Below are 19,949 nucleotides of genomic sequence, written 5' to 3'. Positions count from 1 at the left end.
TGTAGCCCCGGAGATGCCAAGCCGAAAAAGTAGTAGGCCTGGTCGGGTGGCCCGTTATAGCCCTTAGAGTTGTCATCATACAACCTGTCATTAGGGTTCTGATGAAAGCAAGGTGGTACCGCGGAAAACAGCTTCCGTCCTTGATATGGACGGGAGCTTTTATTTATTTCAGAAAATCAAGGAGAAGTGATAAGAATTGACAGAGAACAATATTCCAACCGTTTACAATCCCAAGGAGGTAGAAAGTAAGTGGTACCGTCACTGGGAAGAAAGTAAATATTTCTATGCAAAAGTAGAGAAGGATAAAACCCCTTTTTGTATTGTTATGCCGCCCCCAAACGTTACTGGCCAACTCCACATGGGGCATGCCCTGGACAATACCCTCCAGGATATCTTAACCCGTTGGCGTCGTATGCAGGGGTATAACGCATTGTGGATTCCCGGTACTGACCACGCAGGAATTGCTACCCAGGCCAAGGTAGAGGAACAACTGGCTAAAGAATGCCAGTCCAAATACGATCTAGGCCGGGAGAAATTCCTGGAGCGGGTCTGGGCTTGGAAGGAACAGTATGGTAACCGCATCACCACACAGCTACGTCATCTGGGCGCTTCCTGTGATTGGGATCGTGAACGCTTTACAATGGATGAAGGCTGCTCCAAAGCTGTTTTGGAAGTATTTGTAAAACTATTTGAACAAGGCCTGATTTATCGGGACTACTATATTACCAACTGGTGCCCTCACTGTCAGACCACCATTTCTGATATTGAAGTGGAGCATCAGGATAAGCCGGGTCAACTGTACTACATTAAGTACCCTGCCAAGGAGACCCCGGAAGAATATATTATTATTGCCACCACCCGCCCGGAAACCATGTTGGGTGATGTTGCCGTTGCTGTTAACCCGGAGGATGATCGTTACCTGCATTTAGTTGGCAAAAGCCTGGTTCTGCCCATTGTAGGTCGTGAATTGCCGGTTATTGCAGATGCTTACTGCGATCCCACCTTTGGCACCGGTGCGGTGAAGATGACCCCAGCCCACGATCCCAATGACTTTGAAATTGGCCGTCGTCATGGGTTACCTGAGGTCATTGTTATTGACAAGTATGGCAAAATGAACGAGCATGCCGGAAAGTACCAAGGCCTGGACCGTTTTGAGTGCCGTAAACAGATTGTTCGTGACTTGGAAGCTATGGGATATCTAGTTAAGGTAGAAGATATTAGCCATGCGGTGGGTCATTGCTATCGCTGCAATACCGCCATTGAGCCGGCACTTTCCAAACAATGGTTTGTTAAGATGAAACCCTTGGCAGAGCCAGCCATCCAAGCAGCCAAAGACGGGCGCATTAAATTTATCCCTGAGCGCTTTACAAAGATTTACCTAAACTGGATGGAAAACATACGTGACTGGTGTATTTCCCGCCAGCTATGGTGGGGTCACCGTATTCCGGTATACTACTGCCAGGACTGTGAAGAAATGGTTGCTTCCATAACCCCAATAACAAAGTGCAGTAAGTGCGGAGGTAAGGTTGAGCAGGATAACGACGTATTGGACACCTGGTTCTCATCTGCCCTGTGGCCATTTTCCACCTTAGGTTGGCCGGAAAAAACCGAAGAGTTGGAGCATTTTTATCCCACCTCGGTGCTGGTAACTGGCCGTGATATTATTTTCTTCTGGGTGGCCCGGATGATTTTCTCGGGTCTTAGATTTATGGAAGAAGAGCCCTTTAAAGAAGTCTTTATCCATGGACTTGTCCTGGATTCACTGGGACGTAAGATGAGTAAGTCTTTGGGAAATGGGGTTGATCCGCTGGATATCATTGAGAGCCATGGTGCTGATTCCCTGCGCTTTATGCTGATTACCGGTAACACACCCGGTAATGATTTGCGCTTCCATTTTGAACGCTTGGATGGTGCAAGGAATTTTGCCAATAAATTGTGGAATGCCTCCCGCTTTGTTATGATGAACCTAGGAGATTATGACCCAACCTCCCAAGGTGGCCAGTACACCTTGGCAGATCGCTGGATCCTCAGCCGTTTGCAAGGAACTGCGAAGGATGTTACAGATTTTCTGGAACGCTATGAGTTAGGGGAAGCTGCCCGTGTGCTGTATGAATTTATTTGGAGTGAATTCTGCGATTGGTATATTGAACTGGCGAAACCTCGTCTATTTGGTAAAACCACACCAGAAGACAGAGTTACAGCCCAACATGTACTGGTGCAAGTATTAAGGCAAGTATTGGAAATGTTACATCCCTTTATGCCCTTTATTACTGAAGAAATTTGGCAGAAGCTGCCCCATCAGGGTGAAACTATCATGCTGGCCCAGTGGCCTAAGGCTGATGAAAACTTATTAGATGATACTGCTGAAGCTGAAATGGCTGTACTAATTGAAGTAATCACGGCTGTTCGCCGCATCCGGGGTGAGATGAATGTACCGCCTAGTAGAAAGGCAGAGGCCTTGCTGGTAGCAGCAGAAGAAAGCTTCCGTGGTATTCTGGAAAGAAATGCGGCTTATATTCAAGGGTCGGCCAATGCCGAAGCAAAGATACTGAGTGAGCTGCCTGTAAAACCAGATCAATCCGCCACTGCGGTAACCAGGGGTGTAGAAATATTTGTTCCTCTTAAAGGGCTAATTGATTTGGATAAAGAGATTGCTCGTTTAAATAAGGAATTAAAAACCATACAGGGGGACCTGGCTAGAGTGCAAGGAAAACTAAATAATCAGGGTTTCCTGGCCAAAGCACCGGCTGAAGTTATTGAAAAGGAAAAGGCAAAAGAGCAGGAACTTTCTGTTAAGGCGGATGCTCTGAAGGATCGTCTTTCCATGTTAAGCTAAAGAGCTTGAAGGATGGGCTTTGTGAGTCTAGCCCTTAGTTATTAGCCATTAGCTATTTGTCATTAGTCATAAGCTAAAAACTAAAAGCTGAAGGCAGATGGCTGACGGCTAATCATAGTGATTATAAAAGTTTGTGATTTGCAAAGGGAGGGCGATTTATTATGTCTCTTCGATTTGAGGAATTTCTAAGCCCTCTGCCTACGGGTGGCCTGGAGGGAGAAATTAAGGTAGGAATTCGTGTGCAGGTACACGAAGATACTGAGGATGGAGGCTTTTATGCAGTGACTCCTGATGTACCAGGATGTGCTTCCCGGGGAAGCACAAAGGAAGAAGCCGTGGAGAACTTTAAGGAAGCCATACGATTCTTCTTGATTGAAAACGCACACTGATAGGCTATGGGGTATTTCTATGGGGCCGGTTATGGGCCATGTGCCGTGAGTCATGAGCCCAAAACCAAGACCCTTAAAGCAATACATGCGCAGAAAAGCCCAAGGCTTAAGGCTCATGGCCAAAATCTAATAGCTCAGCAATATTTCCATTAAAGAGAGGCGTACTCCGTGACCTACAACGAAGCAATTAACTACCTGAAAAGTTTAACGAAGTTTGGTATGAACCTGGGTCTGGCTCGCATTGAGGAACTATTGAGACGTTTACAGAATCCTCACCATAGACTTAATATTGTCCATATCGGTGGTACCAATGGCAAAGGCTCTACCACCGCCATGATTGCCAACATTCTAAAAACAGCAGGGTATAAAACAGGGATGTTTACTTCTCCTCACCTACAGGATTATACCGAACGATTTTTGATTAATGGTCAACCCATTCCTCAAGAAACACTTGCGTCTTTGATCCAATATATCAGACCACACCTTGACAAAATGGTACAGGAGGGGTTTGAGCATCCCACCGAGTTTGAAGTGAGTACTGCGTTGGCATTGCTTTACTTTGCCAGAGAAGAAACTGATTTTGTAGCTCTGGAAGTGGGGTTAGGTGGAGCCATTGATTCTACCAATGTGGTTAAACCCAAAGTGTCGGTTATCACTAATATAGCAATGGATCACATGGATTATTTAGGAAGCACCTTGGTGGACATAGCCAACGTAAAGGCAGGTATCATTAAACAAGGTATACCAGTGGTTACTGCTGCCGAAGGAGAAGCCCTTGGGGTTATCCGTCAAAGAGCATTAGTTAACAACAGTAAGTTAATACAAATTGGTAAAGAAGTTACCTGGAAGCCACAAAAAAATAAATTTAAGCAAGGGTTTCAGGAATTTATCATAAATGGACTACAAAATCAATATTATGTGAGACTTCCTCTGCTGGGCGAACATCAGCAAGTCAATGCTGCCTCAGCGGTGGCTGCGGTGGAATTGCTTTTTACTGGGAATGGTTATCATCTACCTTCTGCTGTGGTGATAGAAGGTTTGAGGACGGTTGAATGGCCAGGTCGGTTGGAGATCATTCGGAGAAATCCAACCACTATTTTAGACGGCGCCCATAACCATGCCGGTGCCATAGCTTTAAAAAAGGCATTAGAAAGTTGCTTTCCTAGTCAGAAAATTATTTTTGTTTTAGGAATGCTGGCAGACAAGGAACGGTCTAAAGTTGTGGCAGAATTGGCCCCTTTGAGTAAAGCTGTGGTGGTTACACGCTCCAACAATCCTCGGGCCGGAGACTGGAGGAAGTTGGCTGATTATGTTCGTACCTATATAGAGGATGTTATTGTTGTAGAAAATGTGGCTGAGGCAATTAATCAGGCATTGGGCCATGTAAAAGAGAGCGAAATATTGTGTATTACCGGTTCATTATATATGATTGCAGAAGCAAGGGCTTATCTGATGCAATCTTAAATATATTCTTTCAACAGGGATTCCGGGAAATTTACAATGGAATAATAAATCCAAGGCGACTGGTATTTAAAGAAAGATAAAATCTTTATGTAAAAACAATTTTGCACAATTGATGACAATATTAGTTATTTTTTTAATGTAGAATATAATCAAAAGATGAAAAATAATATATAATATTGTCGATAATTGTATAAATAACATGAGAAATTATGCTGTATAAGCGACAATAACGAAGGTTTTTACATTAAAGTTTTGTCATTATATTCACAAATACCCTTTGCAACTGGTTTATTTACGACTATAATATATTCATAAGAACAAAAGAATTGCAATGAGCGAAATTAAATTATTTTATACATAAAGGGGAGGGGACTTGGTGAAAGCGCTGAAGATCCCAGAAGCAACCATTACTAGATTGTCTATCTATTCTAGGTTTTTAAAGAGACTTGATAAAAAGGGCATTACAACCGTATCCTCTGGAGACATAGCCGAAGGTGTTGGGGTAAGTCCTGCCCAGGTTCGTAAGGATTTAGCATACTTTGGCGAATTTGGTACCAGAGGCGTAGGATACAATGTTAAGGATTTAATCCGTTACACTGTCAAGATTCTGGGTTTATCCGACCCATGGAACCTTGTTATGGTAGGGGCCGGTAACTTAGGCTCTGCTTTGGTTACCTATAGGGAATTTAAAGACCGGGGCTTTTCCATTGTCGGGGTATTTGATAATGATCTTACCAAGATTGGTAAGCGCATTGCTGATATGGAAGTACTTCCTCTGGAGGAACTGTCCAGAGTGGTAAAGGAACATAATGTTAGGATTGGGATTATTGCAGTACCTTCAAAGGCAGCCCAGGATATTGCGGACATTATGGTAAAGGCAGGGTTGGAGGCACTCCTAAACTTTGCACCTATTTCATTAAATTTACCCGATGATGTGGAAGTACGAAATGTAGATCTTTCAGTCAAATTAGAAATATTAACCTTTAACTTAGCCCTAAAAGAAAAATAGAAGGTGGGTAATAGCCCACCTTCTATTTTTTTACATACCGTGAGCCTGAATTTTTCTATATGTACAAGGTAACGTGGCAATGCTTTAAAAGTTTCCCCATTCTCTATTGGTCAGGTTGCTGGCAATTAATCTGGATATTCTATCACTTTATAGGGGACAACTAATCTATGTATTTGCTTGTCATATATAAGGGTCAATGATAAACTTAATAAGAGTAATTCTAACCATTTACGTCTATGACAGAAAGTATAAATCTTTCTGGTATACATAAGGGGAACTAGTCTCCCGAACTACTTGTGCTCGAAGAGTACGCCTAAGGGTTCGGCAGAAACCAAGCTTGACGAACAGGTGAAAAAATGGGAAGAACATTTAAAGTTGGTAAAGGCCCGCTGACATTAATTATAATGTTGTTGGCCGGTGGAGTTGCAGGCAGTGCCTTGGGGCATATGCTGGCTACATACTTACCGGTACTGGATAACTTTACAACCATTGGTATAAAACAGACAACCTTTAATTTGAATTTTCTTCAGTTGTCCTTTGGTTTAACCATGTCCTTGGGTCCTGTTACTGCCCTAGGATTCTTTCTGGGTTTTCTGGTCTATAACAGGCTATAAAAAACCTTAGGGGGGTAAGCTGTGCGGCCAATTATTCTTGCATCTGCATCACCTAGGAGGCAGGAACTGCTTAAGAATCTGGGGTTAGAATTCGAGGTACAAGTCAGTGATGTAGATGAGAATCTTGAAGAAAATATTTCTTCGGGTCAACTGGTAGAGAAACTTGCTGAGCGAAAAGCTGCTGCAGTAGCGTTAATCCGAACTCAGGGCTTGGTTATTGGGGCCGATACTATTGTTGTCCTAGGGGACAAACCTTTGGGTAAGCCCACCAACCGTGAGGAAGCCGTACAAATGTTGAGTAACCTGCAAGGAAAAAGCCATGAAGTTTTTACTGGTTTGGCAGTTATTGATGCCTCTACGGGACAGCGAGTGGTCACGCATCAGGTTACAGAAGTTAATTTTAAAACTCTCACCAAAGATCAAATAGAACGTTACGTGGACACCGGAGAGCCCATGGACAAGGCAGGAGGCTATGCCGTCCAAGGTCTGGCATCCATTTTTATTGACAGCATTCGTGGTTGCTATTTTAGTGTTGTTGGTTTGCCTATATCGAAGCTGGCAGACGCATTACGAATGTTTGGAGTAGAAATTGTATGACTTATCCCGTAATACGTGAATTGCCCCCGGAAATGCGCCCCAGAGAACGTATGTTAAAAGAGGGCGCAGGGAGTCTCACCGAAATTGATTTATTAGCTATTATGCTGCGCACAGGTACATCTAAAGTTTCTGTTTTGGAGTTAGCAGCAGAATTATTTAGTCACTTTAAGGACTTAAGAGCACTTTCTCAAGCAACAATTGAAGAACTAAGTCAGATTAAGGGAGTGGGACCTGTTAAGGCTGTTCAGGTAAAGGCAGCCTTAGAACTGGGCCGTAGGTTGGCAGCGATGCCTGCTGAAACTAGGGTCATTATACGGTGTCCGGAAGATGTTTGTGGCTTGGTTATGGAGGATCTAAGGGACTTGGATCGGGAGCACTTTTTAGCTCTCTTGCTTAATACCAAAAATCAGGTATTAGCCAGGGAAACCATCTCAATCGGCACACTAAATTCATCGGTTGTGCATCCCCGGGAACTGTTTAAAGTTGCTATACGACGCAGTGCTGCCTCAATGATCTTAGTACACAACCATCCCAGTGGTGACCCGACACCCAGCCGAGAAGACATTGTTTTAACCAAAAGATTGATCGAGGCAGGAGAAATTATTGGGATAGATGTCCTAGACCACATTATTATTGGAGATAATAAGTTTACCAGTCTAAAGTCCAAAGGACTTATCTGAAACCCTAAGGAGGACAAAATATGAAACTTGGTATGTTTTCCAAGGATATGGGAATAGATTTGGGTACCGCAAACTCTTTGGTTTATTTGAAAGGCAAAGGAATAGTCTTGCGGGAGCCATCGGTTGTTGCAATTCAAAGAGAAACAGGACAAGTACTGGCAGTGGGGGAAGAGGCTAAACAAATGATTGGTCGTACCCCTGGAAATATTGTGGCCATACGTCCCATGAAAGATGGTGTTATTGCGGATTTTGACGTTACCCAGAGTATGATTAAATATTTTATTAACAAAGCCCTGCGGAACCGTTCCTTCATTGTTAAGCCTAGGGTGGTTGTAAGTGTACCCTCTGGTGTAACCGCCGTTGAGGAAAGGGCAGTTCGTGAGGCTGCGTTACAGGCTGGTGCTAGGGAAGCCTACCTGATAGAAGAACCAATGGCAGCTGCCATTGGTGCAGGTTTACCAGTTCATGAACCCACAGGAAATATGATTGTGGACATTGGTGGGGGTACCACTGAAGTTGCAGTTATATCGTTGGGTGGTATTGTAACCAGCCGCTCTATTCGGGTGGCCGGTGATGAAATGGATGATGCCATTATTCAACATGTCAAACGCACCTATAATTTAATGATCGGTGAGCGTACTGCTGAACAGATTAAACTGAATATCGGTACTGCCTATCCATTGGAGCAGGAAGAAACTGAAGAAATCAGGGGACGTGACCTAGTAACAGGATTACCAAAAACTCTGCAGATCACTTCCGCAGAAATCTATAAAGCTTTGTCGGAGCCCGTGGCTTCTATTTTGGAGGCTGTGAAGGTAACCCTTGAAAAAACGCCTCCGGAATTGGCTGCAGATATTATGGACCGTGGTATTGTTATGGCTGGTGGGGGTTCATTACTTCGGGGACTAGATCGTCTGGTCAGTGATCAGACAGGAATGCCGGTTCATATGGCAGAGGAGCCACTTTTAGCAGTGGCCTATGGTTCCGGTAGAGTTCTTGAGAATATTGATATTTTAAAACGTGTATTAATTCAACCTAAGAAGTTGGCTTAAAGGTTGTGAGAAATTTTGCCCCGTAATGTATCCTACAAAAATTTAATTTTACTCGTTATTTTGGTGGGTATAACCCTTCTGGTTATGCGTTTTACTAATCTTGGGCGTAACCAGCTTTCGCCAATGGAAGCAACTATTAAAGATAGTCTCTCTCCTGTTCAGGGGGTTCTCATGGGGGTTAGTAAAAACCTGCGTAATGGCGCAGAATCTGTTGCTTCGCTGGGCCGGCTATCTCAGGAAAACAAGAGCTTGAAGGATAAGGTTGCCGAACTGCAAGGCCAGCTCTATCTTCAGGAAGAATTAAAACAAGAGAATGAACGCCTTAAGACTTTATTGCAGTATCAAGATCAATACAAAAGTAATTTTAGCTTTAAGACCGCTACGGTGGTTGGACGTGATCCGGGAAATTGGTTTGGCATTGTTACCTTGAATAAAGGTAGTAATCATGGGATTGCTAAAAATATGCCTGTGGTAACTCCTTTAGGACTAATTGGCAGGATTGTTGGAGTTTCCAAAAATACATCTCAGTTAATGTTAATTACCGATCCCCGCAGTGGTGTGGGGGCGATGGTTCAAGAGTCTAGGATCCCGGGTGTTTTGGAAGGAACTACCTCCGGGGGTGGGGAAACAAGGCTTATCCACGTACCAAAGGATACCAACTTAAACAAAGGCCAGATTATCATAACATCTGGCATAGGGGGAACTTTTCCCAAAGGAATACCAGTGGGAAGAATTGTTGATGTATCTAATGAGCCTACTGGGTTGTTCAGAACAGCTTCGGTGGTTCCCTTTGCGGATTTACACCGTTTAGAGGAAGTTCTTATTATTACCACCATTTATAATCCGGAAATTCTTCCACCAACGGAAGGTGATTAGTTGCGAAGCATAGTTTTCTTTTTATTAATCACAATATCTTTATTGTTACAGTCCACTGTTTTTACATTTCTCCAGGTTGCAGGAATTAAGCCCGACTTGGTGTTAATGTTTGTTGTCTTCAATGGCTTCCTCCGGGGTTCACGGGAGGGGGCTTTTTTGGGTTTTTTAGCAGGTCTGGCCCAAGATATTTTTACTGGCAGCTATATTGGGTTAAATGCCCTTACCAAAATGCTAGCGGGTTATTTAGTGGGTCTTGCAGAAACCCGTTTTTACAAAGAAAGTGTTATCATTGTATCAATGGTAACCTTTGTGGTTGGGGTCGTAAATCAGGTTATACTTTATCTACTGCTGTTTTACCTTAACGTAGAAATTTCCCCTTACTATGCCTTTGGACAGGTAATTATTCCCTCAGCTATCTACACGGGGCTACTGGTGCCTCTCAGTTATTGGGAGTTCTATAGTTCCAATGAAAAGGGATGGTTAAGACAACGAGAATTTTAAAATGCTAGAAATATTCAGAAATAGGAGGAGTCGTCCTTGGAAAGGAAGATGATTGAGAAGAAGACCCGAGTGCTCCTCTTTCTTGTGGTGCTGGTTTTTCTGATCTTGATTGGTCGTTTAGCCTATATGCAACTTTTAGAAACCCAACGGTTTGAAACCTTATCAAAACAAAATCATATGCGTCTAAATCCTATTATTGCTCCTAGGGGGGAGATATTTGACCACAATGGCGAAAAAATTGTGGGAAATAAACCGGTTTACACAGTCTCCCTGGTATATCTGGGCCTAAAGGATACCGATAGGGTGGTGAACCGGGTTGCCAGTATATTGAATATGGACCCAAAGGAAATAATGAAAAAACTTGAAGAGCAACAACTAAGGTTGTTCCAACCGGTTCGTTTGGCCACGGACATTCCTTTGGAAACTGTTTCAATTCTGGAAGAGCAACGACTGGACTTGCCGGGTGTTGTTATTGACGTAGAACCAGTTAGAAGTTACCCATATAAAGCCATGCTTTCTCACGTGTTGGGTTATGTACAGGAAATTAAGCAGCACCAGTTAGAAAAAAATCAGGATAAGGGCTACAGACTTGGTGATATGTATGGGCAGGATGGTTTGGAGAACGCCTTTGAATCCTATTTAAAGGGTATTGATGGCGCTAGGCAGGTGGAGGTTGATGCACAGGCCCGTCCGGTACGGGACCTTGGTATAAAAGAACCGGTCCCGGGTAATAACCTTCATTTAACCATTGATGCTAATTTGCAAAAAACAGCGGAGACTTCTCTGGAGAGACAAGTACTGGCCATGAGAAAACAGGGGTATGAGGCTAAGGGCGGTGCCACGGTAATGATTGACGTGAGAACCGGGGCTATCCGGGCCATGGCCAGCTACCCCACCTACGAACCATCCATTTGGATTAATGGCCTAAGTCAAAAGCAGTGGGATGAATTACAAAAAAGCAGTGCCTTGCCAAACCGTGCTTTGCAACTGTATCCGCCAGCCTCTACCTTTAAGATGGTACTGGCGGTGGCAGGGGCGGATACCGGAAAAGTAGATCCCAGCTGGGCTATTTCCGACCCGGGACATTATACCTTTGGCAACAGGAATTTTAATGACTGGTTGCTCACTGGGCACGGCAGGGTGGATATGAGAAAGGCTATTTCAGAGTCCTGTGACACCTATTTCTGGTATCTGGGTCACAGGATACTGGGCGTTGATATCATTGGACAATATGCACGAAAGTTTGGCTTTGGGGAGCGTACGGGTATTGAAATACCTGGTGAACCAGCAGGTATTGTACCCACACCAGACTATAAGTATAAGCGTAACAAAGCCTATTTAGATGCTATTTATGAACCAAAGTTTAAGGCCATAGAGGAAAAATACAAACCATTACTGGCCAGTGCTACAGATCCCGATGAAAAGGACAAAATAGAAAAAGCTAAGAAAAAAGAATTAAAACAAGTCCAAAACCAGTATGATCAATATAAATGGGACTTAAACTGGCAGGTTTATGATACCTTAAACATGTCAATTGGGCAGGGTTATAACCTATATACACCTTTGCAAATTGCTAATTATATTGCGGCCATTGCCAATGGTGGAACACGCTGGAAGCCTTACCTGGTGGAAAAAATTACAGCTCCAGACGGCAAGATTGTAAAGGAATATAAACCACAAAAAATTGCTGATGTTGGTGCAAAACCTGAGGCAATAAAAGTGGCCCAGGAAGGAATGCATATGGTAACGACCATTGGGACTGCCTCCGGTATTTTTCGAGGATTTCCCATTGATGTTGCGGGTAAAACAGGAACTGGGGAAGTCTTTGGCCACGATAACCATGCTTTATTTGTCGCCTATGCGCCCTATGATAAACCTGAAGTTGCTGTGGCCACGGTAGTTGACTACGGAGGTCACGGTGGGTCGGCGGCGGGACCTGTGGCAAGGGATTTATTTGCCACATATTTCAAGGTTGAAAATGTACCACAACAAACGGGCTATAGTCCGGAATAAAACCTCATTTTGTCTAATTATCAAAGAATATCGGGGCTTATAGCCCCTTTTTTTTATCCATCTTTAGAAGGAATTGGATTTTCTGCGTAGAATTGAAATATAGGGTAAGCAGGAGGGAGTTAATTTGACGAAAGAGGAATTATCCAATAACACTTCTAATTCTAAACATGTCCGGTTTCCTGTGGAATTAGAAGAATTGGTGGATGAGAATACCATTCTAGTACAAAGAACTTTAAGATCTGGGCAAAGTATTTATCATGACGGTAATGTGGTGGTGCTGGGGGATGTAAACCCTGGTGCGGAGGTTGTTGCCTCTGGTAATATTATTGTCATGGGGTCCCTGCGGGGGGTTGTTCACGCTGGAGCCAAGGGAGATACCAATGCTATCATTCTAGGTTTTCGACTTAGGCCTACACAACTTCGTATCGGTAATCATATCACCAGGCCCCCTGAAGACGAATCGTCAGACCCAGATTACCCGGAATTAGCCCGGATAAAGAATGGTGTAGTTACTATTGAAACCTTTAATTCCGTTCTTAAATAATTGTTACCTGTTGGGTTTAGGGGTTATGTTTTAAAGCATGGCATGATAAGGAGGACTTAAAATATGGGTGAAGTTATCGTAGTCACTTCCGGTAAAGGGGGAGTTGGTAAAACCACCACCACGGCCAATCTGGGGACAGGTCTTGCCTCCCATGGCAAGAAGGTGTGTCTGGTGGATGCCGATATTGGACTGCGTAACCTTGATGTTGTACTGGGTCTTGAAAACAGAATTGTATTTGATATAGTCGATGTTACCTCTGGCGTATGTCGCATGCGGCAGGCCTTAATTAAAGATAAGCGTTATGAAGGATTACACCTACTACCAGCAGCGCAAACCAAAGATAAAACTGCTGTTAGTCCTGAACAAATGGTAGAACTTACGGGAGATTTAAAAAAGGAATTTGATTATGTCATCATTGATTGTCCGGCAGGTATTGAACAAGGCTTTAAAAATGCCATCGCTGGAGCAGATAAAGCCATTGTTGTAACAACACCAGAAGTATCTGCTGTAAGGGATGCGGATCGGATCATAGGTTTATTGGAAGCTGCTGAATTACGGGAACCCAAGTTGATCATTAACCGTTACCGGACCAAAATGGTTAACCGTGGGGACATGATGAGCATAGATGATATGAACGAAATATTAGCCATTGATCTCCTTGGTGTAGTGCCGGAGGACGAACAGGTTGTTGTAACAACAAACAAGGGGGAGACCGTTGTCAGGGATGAGAGTTCCCAGAGTGGTCAGGCCTATCGCAATATAACTCGTCGCATTCTTGGGGAAAATATTCCTTTAATGAGCTTAGAAGAACAGGCCGGATTTTTTAGTGCCCTAAGGAAAATGATTGGACTAAAGTAGGAAAGGGGGTACCGGTGTGTTAGAGTTTTTGAACAGGTTTTTTGGGCGAGAATCATCCAGTAGCAAGAATGTAGCCAAGGAGAGACTGAGACTGGTATTGGTACACGACCGGGCCAATGTTTCACCTGAGCTACTGACGTCCTTAAAAAATGACCTGATTAAGGTTATATCGAATTATATGGAAATTGATGATAAGGCCCTGGAAGTAAGTCTGGACGGTGATGATAATCAGGTAGCCCTGGTGGCAAATATACCGGTAAAACGTTTAAAGAGGGCTAATAGCCCGGTGCTATAGTTATAAGGAGATGCTCTGCATCTCCTTATAACTTTTTTTGGCATATTGGAAAGTATAAAACTTTCCGGCATGAATAAGAGCAGATAAGGCTTGCCGACCACTGATAATGGCTTAACCTTGCCCCCCTTTTTTTTTGAACCTGTGTATTATATAATTTATAGGTTAAGGGGGTGTTCATCTTTATATGGTGGACAAGCGTTTTGTCAGAAACCTAGATTATACTTTACTTATTGCTGTAATACTGATTGTTTGTTTTAGTTTAGTTATCATTAGCAGTGCAACTGTGGTCAGCAGCCCGATGGATTTTCGTCAGCATCAGGAAATGTGGAACAAGGATTCTTTGAAGTACAATAACTATAATACAAGCCAACCCGTGAGTTTCTCTATCTTAAAGTATGCAAAAATTTTCTTCAGTGGTTTTGTTCAAAAGCAGATCCTTTGGTTTCTAGCGGGTTTATTTGTGATGAGTATGGTAATTTCAATACCCTATGAGGATTTCCGACGTCACAGGAAAACCATCTATGTTGTGAATATATTGTTGCTGTTAGTCGTGTTATCTCCTTTGGGACATAGTGCTAAGGGAGCGACCCGTTGGATTGATTTAGGGGCCTTTAAACTACAGCCATCTGAATTTGCCAAAATCTTTATAATTATCACCTTTGCCGATTTTCTAAGTAGGCGGGAGGGTAAATTAAAAACCTTTAAAGATTTAATTCCCTGCTTTGTTCATGTGGGCGTACCCATGTTATTGATATTAAAACAGCCAGACTTGGGAACCACACTGGTATTTGTAGCTATTATGTTTGGCATGCTGTATGTAGCAAGTCCAAATACCAAGTTAATTGGGGGCTTGTTCCTGGGTGGTTGGACAACGGCCATAGGATGGGTTTGGTTACACTTTAAAATAGGGTTATGGGTTCCCTTAAAGGAATACCAGTTAGATCGTTTACTGGTTTTTATTGATCCTTGGAAGCAATGGCACGGTGCCGGTTATCACGTGGTACAGTCCCAGATTGCCATTGGGTCCGGCGGTTTAGAAGGCAAAGGAATTTATAATGGGAGCCAAAACCAGTTAAACTTCTTGCCCGAACAGCATACAGATTTTATCTTCTCGGTGGTGGGTGAGGAGATGGGTTTTATTGGAGTTACAGCACTATTGATCCTCTTTTTTATTATTTTGTATCGAGGTATACGGATTGCATCAGAGGCTAGAGATTTGAATGGTACATTATTAGCCACCGGAGTGCTTGGGATGCTAACCTCGCATATTTTAATCAACGTTGGCATGGTTTCAGGCATTATGCCTGTAACGGGAGTTCCCTTGCCATTATTTAGTTACGGTGGCAGCAACATGCTAACCAACTTAATTGCCATTGGTATCTTGCTAAATGTTTATATTCGAAGGCAAAAGATTGTGTTTTAGCGTAGAAGTGGGGATGGGCTCTGTGGTTAAGTCATGAGCTTAAGAGATGACCTTTAGGGTGGGATGTGAGCCATAAGCAATGAGTTAAAAGTTTGTGTTAGAAGTTTCGGTCATCCATAGGCCGGAACTTTTTGTTTTTATAGAGCTCACAACCCATTGGCTAACGGTTAAAAGCTCAAGGCTCACGGCCCAAAGCCCATAGCCCCATAAAGAAATACCCATAAGCAAAACAGGCTTGTCATATTTGTCCCTCTAATTAAATATATTGTACTAGTTGCACGAGCAATAGTTTCCTAGGAGGGATTTAAGGTGAAAATAAGAAGGTTCAGCTTTGACTGGTATAAAAAGAAAAAAAGAGACCCTTTAAACAATTACTACAGTTACAATAGCAACAATGACGATTGGGCCAGTATGCTCTATTCCGGAGATAATTGGAAACGTAAAAAACAAAGTAGTAGGGGTTGGAAAACCTTCTACCGAATTGTCGCTGCACTGGGAATATTTGCAATATTATTGGTGATTAAGGAGTCTCCTCATCCATGGAGCCAGCAGGCCAGGGAGAATCTAAAGGTTGCCTTGACCACTGAGTGGAATGTAGTACCTGTGCTGGATAAGGCGGTTGCCTTTGGCTTGCAGACGGTAAATATGGACTGGCCGTTGTTTCATGAATTATCCAATCCTGTTTTACCCGCTACCACAGAACCTGTACAGGATGGGGTTTGGGCCATTCCTGTATCAGGTCGTGTTGTACAGGAGTTTGGTTGGTCAAAGAGTACTGAAGATAATCTGGAACGTTTTAACCCAGGAATTGATATCAGTGCACCTGTGGGTTCACCGGTAAAGGTTGTGCAGCCGGGGAAAGTTAGTCGTATTGGATATGATCGGGCCTATGGGGAATTTGTATTGATTGAACACCAAAAAGGAGGATATACTCTTTATGCAGGTTTAAATGATATTTCTGTCCTAGAAGATGATCCGGTGCAGGAAGGTCAGGTATTAGGGACAATTGCGGAACAAAGCCAAGGAGATCCCGTACTTCACTTTGAGGTGAGGGAAAATGACAAATTGGTAGACCCCTTAAAAAAGATCAATATGACCAATACAGTAACACCAGAAGATAAAGGAGAGCAAAACAAACAGGAGCTAAAAGAAGAGTCCACGGATGATCAATCCAAGAATACCAGCAACAAAACGAATAGAGAACAGGAAACTGATAAGCAATGAAAGTAGGTCACCTATGGGGGATCGAAATCCACTTTAACCTGTTGTTCCTTGTTCTTCTAGGACTATATTTTGTAGCTGGGGTGTTGGAAAAGGGTTTAATTATTTTTGGGCTGGTATTATTTCATGAACTAGCCCATACACTGGTAGCCAAATTCATGGGGGTACGGGTTATTGACATTGAAATACTTCCCTTTGGTGGCGTTGCCAGAATGGGCGGTGAAATGAGTGTAGAGCCTGGTAAGGAAGTTGCTGTGGCAATGGCGGGTCCAGCCTCCAATGTCTTATTAATAGGGCTAGCAATGGGATTAAAAAATTTGGGGATATGGTCCAATGAATTGGGTCCGTTTTTCTTGCAGATCAACGTCATGTTAGCTCTTTTTAATCTTCTGCCGGCCCTTCCCCTTGACGGAGGCAGAATATTGCGCTCTTTACTGGCAACCCATGTTGGAGTATCCCAGGCCACACTGACAGCTGCAAGAATAGGTCAAGTAGTTGCCGTGGCGGTGATCTGTTTAGGTATAATGGGTTTTTTACAACGAATTGTTGGACTAGATGTGATCATTATTGCTTTTTTTGTTCTTTATGCTGCCACAAAGGAAAAAAATATGGCACCTTATCTATTTGTTAGGCATTTGGCTCAGAAAAAGGAGGAACTGATTCAAGCAGGGATATTACCGGTGGAACAACTGGTTGTCCGGGAGGATGTTCCCTTAAAGGAGATCGTAAGACTATTTGTGCCCCAGAAGTTTCATCTGATTCTATTACTAAATAATCAAATGAATTACTTAGGCCAGATCAGTGAAGTGCAGGTGGTGGATGCACTGTTTGACCAGGGCATGGAAACTCCTATTGGGTTATTGATAAAGCCCAGAGATTAGGGGAATGCGGACCTGCATTGGGTCCGTTTTCTTTGCAGGATTTACAATACTACATGTAGAAAGAGAAAAAAGGAATATTTTTCAAAGCCAAATTGGGCAATAATAGAATAGCAGTATTGTTATTGGACCTGTTATAAATGGAGGAACAGAATGAATAAACTGGATAAGATACTTGCCCGAGTTCAAAAGCCGTCACGCTATGCTGGCGGTGAATGGAACGCAGTGAAAAAGGATTGGGATCAGGTGGATGTAAAAATGGCCTTTGCTTTTCCGGATGTCTACGAAGTAGGCATGTCCCATCTGGGCCTACAGATCCTTTACCATGTGGTGAATAAGCGAAAGGATGCCTTGATGGAAAGGGTCTTTGCACCTTGGACAGATATGGAAGAACAAATTCGCAAAGAAAAAGTACTATTATTTAGCCTGGAATCCCAGCGTCCACTGGTGGATTTCGATATTCTAGGGTTTACTTTGCAGTATGAAATGAGTTTCAGCAATATCCTAAATATGATGGATCTGGCTGGGCTACCGATACGTTCTAAACATCGGGATGCCAACATGCCCCTAGTTATTGCAGGGGGACCCTGTGCCTTTAATCCTGAACCCATTGCCGATTTTATTGACCTTTTCGTGATCGGAGAAGGGGAAGAAGTCATCCATGAATTAATTGATGTTTACAAGGAACTGAAGGAGAAGGGGACTAACCGCCAGGATATGCTGTTATATTTTGCTAAACACATTCCTGGTGTCTATGTACCCTCCTTATACGATGTCAAATACAACGACGACCAAACTGTTAAAGCAATAGTGCCTACTAAGGATGGTGTCCCCGAAAAAATTGGCAAAAGAATTATAAAGGATTTTGATAACGTGGACTTTCCCACCAACCCCATAGTACCTACCATGGGTGTTGTTCATGACCGGGTGATGGTGGAAGTCCTACGTGGTTGCACCCGGGGGTGTCGTTTTTGTCAGGCTGGTGTTTTATACAGACCTGTCAGAGAGAAAAAGCCGGAAACCTTAGTCCGACAGGTAGAAGAAATGATTGCCAATACTGGCCATGATGAGATTTCTCTTACTTCGTTAAGCACTGCAGACTACACGGGGGTAGCACCTCTGGTGAAAAATCTACTGGATATTTATGGGGAACGGGGGGTTAATGTTTCCTTGCCTTCTCTACGGTTAGATGCTTTCTCCATTGATCTGGCCAAAGAAGTGCAAAAAGTACGCAAGAGTGGGTTAACCTTTGCTCCGGAAGCCGGTACCCAGCGTTTACGAGATGTTATTAATAAAAATGTAACAGAACAGAATCTTGTTGATGCGGTTACTTCCGCTTTTCAAAATGGCTGGTCTTCTGTTAAACTCTACTTTATGATTGGGCTGCCCACTGAAACCTATGAGGATATTGATGGTATTGCAGAAATGGCTAAGAAAGTGGTGAAAATTGGCCAAGAGTGTGGCGTACCCAGGGGACGCTTAAAAGTAACGGTAAGTACGTCATCCTTTGTACCTAAATCCCATACTTCTTTTCAATGGGAACCCCAGAATACTTTGCAGGAACTACGCGATAAGCAAAAATACCTAAAAGAAAGATTAAGGGATAAACGGATCTCTTATAACTGGCATGACCCGGAGACCAGTTTCCTAGAGGCTGTCTTTGCAAAGGGAGATCGTCGTTTGGGCAATGTTTTGGAAACTGCTTGGTCCAAAGGTGCCCGGTTTGACGGATGGTCGGAACATTTTAACTATACTCTTTGGATGGAGGCCTTTACCGGCGAAAAATTGGATCCAAAGTGGTATGCATATCGAGAAATCAGTTATGAAGAAGTGTTGCCCTGGGATCACATTGAAGCAGGGGTAAGCAAAAGATTTTTAATGAGAGAACACAAAAAGGCAATGGGGAGTGAACCCACCATGGACTGCCGAAATGGTAAGTGCACCGGCTGTGGTCTTTGCCCAACCCTTGAAATTAGACCAATGATTTTGGGAGGTGTGGATATTGCCCCGATACAGGGTGAAGTATAGTAAAGAAGGTCCGGCCCGGTATAGCTCTCATCTGGACATGGTGCGGTTCTTTGATCGGTCTACCAGAAGGGCGAAGTTACCAGTGGCATTTTCTGAGGGCTTTAACCCCCACCCCAAATTTAGCTTTGCGGTCCCGTTACCGGTTGGCATAGCGGGATTGGAGGAATATATGGATATGGAACTAAAAGAATACTTAGATCCTAGAGAAATTGCACTTAGACTGGAACCTAATTTGCCTGAAGGATATAAAATACTGGATATAAAACAAATTGAAGATCGGGCTGTTACTCTCATGTCAATTGTCTCACGGGCTGATTATTGGGCAACAGCACCGCTTCCCACAGGTTATTCCGAAGGGCAATTGAAGGCCACCATTGATAAATTATTAGAGCAAGAGGAAATTATCGTAACCCGAGAAACTAAGGGTAAAGTAAAGGAAGTTAATATTCGTCCAGGAATTTTTAGTCTAGCTGGTGATGTTAAGGGGCATATACTAGAAATAAAAATGGAATTGCTCATTGGCAGTACGGGAAATGTTCGCCCCGAAGAAATTTTTAAAAAGCTTTACAAAAACGGGGTTCCAGTTGATCCGGATGATTACCGGGTACGTCGTACGGCCCTGTACGCCGATGACGGCACTGGCCCGATTTCTCTCTGGGAGGTCTAATGGC

At 43.3% G+C, this 19,949-nt stretch carries 19 protein-coding genes and 1 other annotated feature (1 of these 20 only partly in view); all 19 genes read left to right on the top strand.

The annotated features are described in order from the left end of the window. Positions 1-145: a binding site (T-box leader), on the top strand; it begins 88 nt to the left of the window's first position. 51 nt (positions 146-196) lie between these two features. The 19 genes from DRED_RS13590 to DRED_RS13500 all read left to right on the top strand — a co-directional run bounded on the left by DRED_RS13590 (position 197) and on the right by DRED_RS13500 (position 19,945). After that, complete coding sequence (locus DRED_RS13590; RefSeq protein WP_011878862.1) at positions 197-2,836, top strand: valine--tRNA ligase; 2,640 nt, start codon at positions 197-199, stop codon at positions 2,834-2,836. A 161-nt stretch (positions 2,837-2,997) separates the two neighbouring features. Further along, positions 2,998-3,225: a type II toxin-antitoxin system HicB family antitoxin gene (locus tag DRED_RS13585; protein ID WP_011878861.1), complete on the top strand. Its 228-nt coding sequence runs from the start codon at positions 2,998-3,000 to the stop codon at positions 3,223-3,225. 168 nt (positions 3,226-3,393) lie between these two features. Then, complete coding sequence (locus DRED_RS13580) at positions 3,394-4,689, top strand: bifunctional folylpolyglutamate synthase/dihydrofolate synthase (RefSeq protein ID WP_011878860.1); 1,296 nt, start codon at positions 3,394-3,396, stop codon at positions 4,687-4,689. 376 nt (positions 4,690-5,065) lie between these two features. Beyond that, a complete protein-coding gene (locus tag DRED_RS13575) occupies positions 5,066-5,698 on the top strand; it encodes a redox-sensing transcriptional repressor Rex (RefSeq protein WP_011878859.1) in 633 nt (210 codons plus the stop codon). Between the two features lie 356 nt (positions 5,699-6,054). Then, positions 6,055-6,312 carry a DUF4321 domain-containing protein gene (locus tag DRED_RS13570; protein WP_041274626.1) on the top strand — a complete coding sequence of 86 codons (258 nt, stop codon included), beginning with the start codon at positions 6,055-6,057 and terminating at the stop codon, positions 6,310-6,312. Positions 6,313-6,333: 21 nt separating this feature from the next. Beyond that, positions 6,334-6,909 carry a Maf family protein gene (locus tag DRED_RS13565; RefSeq protein WP_011878858.1) on the top strand — a complete coding sequence of 192 codons (576 nt, stop codon included), beginning with the start codon at positions 6,334-6,336 and terminating at the stop codon, positions 6,907-6,909. Then, positions 6,906-7,589, top strand: coding sequence for a RadC family protein (gene radC, locus DRED_RS13560; RefSeq protein WP_011878857.1), 684 nt, complete (start codon positions 6,906-6,908; stop codon positions 7,587-7,589). Before DRED_RS13565 ends, radC begins: the two co-directional genes overlap by 4 nt. 20 nt (positions 7,590-7,609) lie before the next feature. Continuing rightward, positions 7,610-8,641, top strand: coding sequence for a rod shape-determining protein (locus tag DRED_RS13555; RefSeq protein ID WP_011878856.1), 1,032 nt, complete (start codon positions 7,610-7,612; stop codon positions 8,639-8,641). A 15-nt stretch (positions 8,642-8,656) separates the two neighbouring features. After that, positions 8,657-9,517, top strand: coding sequence for a rod shape-determining protein MreC (gene mreC / locus DRED_RS13550; protein WP_011878855.1), 861 nt, complete (start codon positions 8,657-8,659; stop codon positions 9,515-9,517). Beyond that, positions 9,518-10,018 carry a rod shape-determining protein MreD gene (gene mreD / locus DRED_RS13545; RefSeq protein WP_011878854.1) on the top strand — a complete coding sequence of 167 codons (501 nt, stop codon included), beginning with the start codon at positions 9,518-9,520 and terminating at the stop codon, positions 10,016-10,018. It begins immediately after the preceding gene. 36 nt (positions 10,019-10,054) lie between these two features. After that, entirely contained in the window at positions 10,055-12,031 is a 1,977-nt protein-coding gene (mrdA, locus tag DRED_RS13540; protein ID WP_011878853.1) for a penicillin-binding protein 2, read from the top strand. A 124-nt stretch (positions 12,032-12,155) separates the two neighbouring features. Beyond that, complete coding sequence (gene minC, locus DRED_RS13535; RefSeq protein WP_011878852.1) at positions 12,156-12,575, top strand: septum site-determining protein MinC; 420 nt, start codon at positions 12,156-12,158, stop codon at positions 12,573-12,575. A gap of 63 nt (positions 12,576-12,638) precedes the next feature. Beyond that, positions 12,639-13,433: a septum site-determining protein MinD gene (minD, locus tag DRED_RS13530; RefSeq protein ID WP_011878851.1), complete on the top strand. Its 795-nt coding sequence runs from the start codon at positions 12,639-12,641 to the stop codon at positions 13,431-13,433. A 16-nt stretch (positions 13,434-13,449) separates the two neighbouring features. Further along, complete coding sequence (gene minE, locus DRED_RS13525) at positions 13,450-13,728, top strand: cell division topological specificity factor MinE (protein ID WP_011878850.1); 279 nt, start codon at positions 13,450-13,452, stop codon at positions 13,726-13,728. Positions 13,729-13,912: 184 nt separating this feature from the next. Beyond that, the gene (gene rodA, locus DRED_RS13520) at positions 13,913-15,151 is read left to right on the top strand and encodes a rod shape-determining protein RodA (protein ID WP_011878849.1); all 1,239 of its coding nucleotides are present in this window, start codon (positions 13,913-13,915) and stop codon (positions 15,149-15,151) included. Positions 15,152-15,460: 309 nt separating this feature from the next. Then, a complete protein-coding gene (locus DRED_RS13515; RefSeq protein WP_011878848.1) occupies positions 15,461-16,375 on the top strand; it encodes a murein hydrolase activator EnvC family protein in 915 nt (304 codons plus the stop codon). After that, complete coding sequence (locus DRED_RS13510; protein ID WP_011878847.1) at positions 16,372-17,253, top strand: M50 family metallopeptidase; 882 nt, start codon at positions 16,372-16,374, stop codon at positions 17,251-17,253. Before DRED_RS13515 ends, DRED_RS13510 begins: the two co-directional genes overlap by 4 nt. Positions 17,254-17,403: 150 nt before the next feature. Then, complete coding sequence (locus DRED_RS13505; RefSeq protein ID WP_011878846.1) at positions 17,404-19,278, top strand: TIGR03960 family B12-binding radical SAM protein; 1,875 nt, start codon at positions 17,404-17,406, stop codon at positions 19,276-19,278. Then, positions 19,253-19,945: a TIGR03936 family radical SAM-associated protein gene (locus DRED_RS13500; RefSeq protein WP_011878845.1), complete on the top strand. Its 693-nt coding sequence runs from the start codon at positions 19,253-19,255 to the stop codon at positions 19,943-19,945. The genes DRED_RS13505 and DRED_RS13500 overlap by 26 nt, the downstream gene beginning before the upstream one ends. The last annotated feature ends 4 nt before the right edge of the window (positions 19,946-19,949 follow it).

It is taken from the genome of Desulforamulus reducens MI-1 (genome assembly GCF_000016165.1).
GTDB lineage: Bacteria > Bacillota > Desulfotomaculia > Desulfotomaculales > Desulfotomaculaceae > Desulfotomaculum > Desulfotomaculum reducens.
This window is presented reverse-complemented; position numbering and strand designations above follow the sequence as displayed.